The organism is Hydrogenobaculum sp. (assembly GCF_049967395.1).
Taxonomy (GTDB): Bacteria; Aquificota; Aquificia; order Aquificales; family Aquificaceae; genus Hydrogenobaculum.
This window is the reverse complement of record NZ_JBMFST010000070.1, coordinates 1-4,654: the sequence shown is the minus strand read 5'-3', so window position 1 is coordinate 4,654 and position 4,654 is coordinate 1. Positions and strand designations below refer to the sequence as shown.

The following is a 4,654-nucleotide window of genomic DNA, read 5'->3' as shown; positions in this document are numbered from 1 at the left end:
TTCCATAAAAAATAAACGCTCCTAAAAATGTGAATATCATGAAAAGTACAATAAATATACCCACTTTACCCAAGGGTATACCGTTTATAAAAGCTGTAAAATAGGCTTTTGGCATAAGCTCTTGGGTCAAAATCTGTAAAAGTTCAAGGGTACCTATAAAAAGCGCTATAAAAACGCTTGCCCCTGTGATAACCAAGTTAAAAGATAGTCTTCTTAGAGGGTCGTTGTTTGTCCAAGCGTATATGTTGTTCATAATAAGAGAGTCAAAAGAATCCATAAGCGTCATGCCAGCGGTAAAAAGCAGGGGAAACAGCAATATGCCCCATATATCCATGTTTGTTTTTGCCAAAGCCACAGATATGCCAAGGATAGCAATCTCTGTAGCCGTATCAAAACCAAGGCCAAACAAAAATCCTACTATGTACATCTTATAAGGGGCATCTATTTTTTTGTACAAAAAGCTAAAAACCCTACCCATAAAACCTCTTTTGTTTAAAAGCTCATTGAAGGTTTTGTTCAATTCTTCTTGATACTCCGAAGAGGATTCTTTATACATTTTGTATATATCGTATAAGGCTTTAAAGATAAATATATTTAAGACCCCTATCAATATGAGAAAAAAAGCAGATATTAGAGTACCAACAACGTTACCCACGCTTTGTAAAGTAGGTATAGATTCTTTTACAGCTTTTGTAGCAAAAACAAGAGCTAAAGAAAGACCTATCACAACGCTTGAGTGTCCCAAAGAAAAGAAAAACCCAACACTACTAGCATCGTGCTGGTCTTGAACAAGCTTCCTTGTGACGTTGTCTATGGCCGCTATATGGTCTGCATCAAAAGCATGCCTTAATCCAAAAAGATATGCCATGCCACCTATAGCTAAAAGTCCGGGTAAGTTGTAAAAGTTTACAATAAACAAGCTCCAGATGAGCCCATTAAAACCAACAAGCCCCAACAGCATAAGCTTTGCTTTTTTACTTTTTCTCACATCATCCTCTTTATGAATGAATTATCATTTATTATAATATTTTCTTGAAAAAAGTAATATGATATATGCTATAGTTTTGAAGCTTTTACCAACTTGGCAAACTTAACGCCGTTTAGCCCTGCTATGATGTTTACAGTTTCTATTATCGTTTGGCTAGGACCTTTTATCATTATAGTTTCTAAACAATTGTTATGATCGATATGTATATGCGTAGTGCATAGAATGTTTATATAGTGGTCGTGTTGTATATCGAGCAATTTTTGTGTAAGCTCTCTTTTATGATGATCATATATTATCACGAGCACTCCTATAAGTTCGTTGTTTTCATCTTTCCATTCATCTTCTACGATGGCCTCTCTTACCAAATCTCTTATAAACTCAGATCTTGATGCATAAGATTGTTCTACTTTTTTATCTATAAAATCCACAAGCTCTCTTGGTATTGTTATGCATATCCTTTCAACCTTTGCTTTGTCCATCTTTTTCATTATATTATATTTTCTATGCCAAGGACAAAAGACGAGAAGAGAAATCAAATTATAAAAGTAGCCTGTGAGCTTTTTGCTAAGAAGGGCTATTACAATACCACTATACCAGATATAGCAAACGCTTTGGGTATGAGCGTAGGCAATATCTACAATTACTTTGAATCAAAAGAGGAGCTTGCAAAAGAAACAATGCTTACAGTTTCAAAGCTTGTAGGAGAAAAACTCTCTTACATAAACTCCTTAAATATAAGCACAAAAGAGAAGATAGGGCTTTTTGTTAAAAATTTTTTTGATATTGCAAAAAATGAACCAGAGCTCATGAACTATTTTCTAAAAGTTTTTTTAGTAAATAGAGAGGTTTTTAAAGACGGGTGCGAAGGTTTTGCCTGCGTGAAAGAGATTGTCACAGAAACTATGATACTGCTATCTGACGGCGTAGAGAAAAAAGAGCTTAGAAATCAAGAATTTTTCACAGCTTTTTCTACTATGATGGGTTCAATAGGCGGTATAGTGTTTTTATACTATGAAGGGGTCTTGGACAACGATTTAGACTATTATGAGCCTTACATATCGGAAAATATATATATGGCTTTAAAAGCATGAAAACGCTTCTTTGGATACAGGGGCTTTCTTGCGGAGCGAATACACAGTCGTTTTTGTGTATGGAACACAAGCATTTATTTGAAAATATAGAAATACTTTATCATCCTCTATCCGATAAATCCCTTGAAGAAAGCGTTAGGCTTTTGTTAAAAGACGAAAAAGAGTTAGATATCTTGATAGTAGAGGGTGCTATAGGCAAGTCTATTAGGCATATTTGTTCTCACAGTTTTCCAAACATTGTAAAGATTTTATCCTCAAAAGCCAAATATGTTGTTGCTTTGGGAGATTGCGCCTCTTTTGGTGGAGTCCATGCAAAGGCAGACGCTCATATTACGGGGCTTCAATTTAGATTTAAAGAGTTTGGTGGGCTTTTAGGAAAAACTTTCTTATCAAAATCTTCATACCCGGTTATAAATATAGCGGGGTGTCCTGCTCATCCAGAATGGATTTATTATGTAATAAGTGCTTTGTTGGAAGATAAAAGTATAGAGTTAGACGAGTTCAACAGACCAAAGGATGTATTTAGGTACCTAACTCACAACGGATGTTTAAGAAACGAATACTTTGAGTGGAAGGTAGAATCAAAAGAGTTTGGTACAAAAGAGGGCTGTTTATTTTACGAGCTTGGTTGTAGAGGCCCGCTAACCCATTCTTCGTGCAACAAAATACTTTGGAACGGCGTAAGCTCAAAAACAAGAGTGGGTACTCCTTGCGTTGGTTGTACTGAGTTTGATTTTCCAAGAGAAAATATGCTTAAAACAGAACAAGCTATGGGATTACCCAAAGAGCTTCCTCTTGGTGTATCGAAAAGAGGGTATATACTTCTTGCAGGTGTTGCAAAAACTTTTACCCCAGAGAGGCTTAAAGATAAGCTCTGATGAAAATCACTAAAACTATTTTAAACAGATTAGAGGGTGAGGTAGAATTAAAACTAGAATACTCTAAGGGCAAGATAGCAAAAGCCTATATTCTTGGTACTTCGTATAGAGATTTTAGTAATATTCTTAAAACAAAACCCTATCTTGACAGCATAATATTGACACCAAGAGTATGTGGTATATGTGGACATGCTCATCTTATGGCTTCTGTTCAAGCTATAGAGGACGCTTATAAGAAGGAGTATCGCGATTTTCATTTATCTACAAAAGCTTACCTTGTAAGGTATATAACGCTTTTATCTGAGATGATTCAAAACCATATAAGATGGTTTTACGCCTATTTTATGTCAGAAATTCCAAAGCTTGATAAAGATATGGTTGATTATCTTCCATTTGAGGGTGAAAAGTGGAAAAGAGGTATAGCTATAAGCAACTATCCGATAAAGATAATAGCTTTATTTGGAGGTCAATGGCCTCATAGCTCTTACGCCGTACCAGGCGGCATAACGTCTGATTTTACTTATTATGAGCTAAATACAGCTAAAAGCTTTTGTATACAGCTTTTAAAAAGCATAGAGACCTATATAATAGGAATGCCTACAGATAAATATCTTTCTTTTTCAAAAGATGAGCTTTTAAGCTATGAAGAAGGTGATATAGGAGATTTTGTAAAACTTTCTTCAACTTTTGACTTTTTTCATAAAGGCATCGCCTACAAAAGATTTTTGACGGGTGGGTCTATAAAAGGCTATGTGGATGCGGTAGTTTTTGAAAACGGTATCAAAGAGTCTTTTGATGTTAAAAACATAGATACCAAAGAGCATGAGTTTAAGAAGGTAAAAGAGATTACAGGGGCGGTTTACAATAAAAAACGGTTTGAGACGGGACCGTTGGCAAGAAAGATAAATTCTTCAAATTCTTTATTTTTAGAGCTTTTAGAAGAATTTGGAGATTCTTTGTTCTTAAGAGTTATGGCAAGAATAGACGAAATAGTTTCTCTAACTCTTTTAATAAAAGATGCCTTGGATTCTATAAATATCAAGGAACTTTCTTATATCAAACCACCTATAAAAGAGCCTTTTACAGGAAAAGGAGTAGGTGTTGTAGAAGCGGCAAGGGGTACTCTTATACACGAAATAAATATAGAAAACGGTCTTGTAAAAGATTATAAGATAGTCACACCTACTTTGTGGAACCTTGGCAGCTACGATGAAGATATGAGTCCCGCTCAAGAATCTATCGTTGGGCTTTCTTCCGATGTAGAGGCTTACCTATCTCTTAGAAGCTTTGATGTGTGTGCTTCTTGCGTTAGTTATTAACAAAATTTTCATATTTATAGAGACTTAAAGAATATTACGATATAAAGCATATACAAATAGTGAATAAATGTTATCATAGTAATATTGATTTTTATTATAAGGAGGTTTCTATGGAATTATTTTTTGATGTAAAAACAAGTCTGCCACGCCCTACAAGTCTGCCACGATCTACAAGTCTGCCACGGTTCACAAGTCTGCCAAGGGTTTTAAAGAGAGACAACGTTACAGAGGTAGATTTTGATGTAAGCAGGATAGAAAAGGCTATAGAAAAGGCTTTTGATGCGGTTTCGGAGTTTAAAGGAATAGACAACGCTTATATAAAAGATATTGCTGAAGAGGTGATAAGTGCTATATGTAAAAGGGGGCTGAGCGTTATAG

General features: G+C 35.2%; 6 protein-coding genes. 4 read left to right on the top strand and 2 right to left on the bottom strand.

What is annotated here, in order from left to right; translation table 11 throughout:
* Together ACP5S8_RS07770 and nikR are read right to left on the bottom strand one after the other, a co-directional pair.
* Nucleotides 1-988, bottom strand: a 988-nt coding sequence (locus tag ACP5S8_RS07770) for a HoxN/HupN/NixA family nickel/cobalt transporter (protein WP_461876381.1), incomplete at its 3' end; no start/stop codon positions are given.
* Between the two features lie 68 nt (nucleotides 989-1,056).
* Entirely contained in the window at nucleotides 1,057-1,467 is a 411-nt protein-coding gene (gene nikR, locus ACP5S8_RS07765; protein ID WP_461870135.1) for a nickel-responsive transcriptional regulator NikR, read from the bottom strand.
* A 24-nt stretch (nucleotides 1,468-1,491) separates the two neighbouring features.
* Here nikR and ACP5S8_RS07760 point away from each other — a divergent pair, with 24 nt between their 5' ends.
* The 4 genes from ACP5S8_RS07760 to ACP5S8_RS07745 all read left to right on the top strand — a co-directional run.
* Nucleotides 1,492-2,079 carry a TetR/AcrR family transcriptional regulator gene (locus ACP5S8_RS07760; protein WP_461876380.1) on the top strand — a complete coding sequence of 196 codons (588 nt, stop codon included), beginning with the start codon at nucleotides 1,492-1,494 and terminating at the stop codon, nucleotides 2,077-2,079.
* Nucleotides 2,076-2,957, top strand: coding sequence for an NADH-quinone oxidoreductase subunit B family protein (locus ACP5S8_RS07755; protein WP_461876378.1), 882 nt, complete (start codon nucleotides 2,076-2,078; stop codon nucleotides 2,955-2,957). Before ACP5S8_RS07760 ends, ACP5S8_RS07755 begins: the two co-directional genes overlap by 4 nt.
* The gene (locus ACP5S8_RS07750) at nucleotides 2,957-4,276 is read left to right on the top strand and encodes a nickel-dependent hydrogenase large subunit (RefSeq protein WP_461876377.1); all 1,320 of its coding nucleotides are present in this window, start codon (nucleotides 2,957-2,959) and stop codon (nucleotides 4,274-4,276) included. Before ACP5S8_RS07755 ends, ACP5S8_RS07750 begins: the two co-directional genes overlap by 1 nt.
* Before the next feature lie 110 nt (nucleotides 4,277-4,386).
* A partial coding sequence (locus tag ACP5S8_RS07745) for an ATP cone domain-containing protein (RefSeq protein WP_461876375.1) occupies nucleotides 4,387-4,654 on the top strand: 268 nt, incomplete at its 3' end.

What these genes read in the sequence shown, in the direction of transcription:
- nikR (WP_461870135.1), bottom strand. Translation starts at nt 1,467, where the DNA reads ATGGACAAAGCAAAGGTTGAAAGGATATGCATAACAATACCAAGAGAG.
- ACP5S8_RS07760 (WP_461876380.1), top strand. Translation starts at nt 1,492, where the DNA reads ATGCCAAGGACAAAAGACGAGAAGAGAAATCAAATTATAAAAGTAGCC.
- ACP5S8_RS07755 (WP_461876378.1), top strand. Translation starts at nt 2,076, where the DNA reads ATGAAAACGCTTCTTTGGATACAGGGGCTTTCTTGCGGAGCGAATACA.
- ACP5S8_RS07750 (WP_461876377.1), top strand. Translation starts at nt 2,957, where the DNA reads ATGAAAATCACTAAAACTATTTTAAACAGATTAGAGGGTGAGGTAGAA.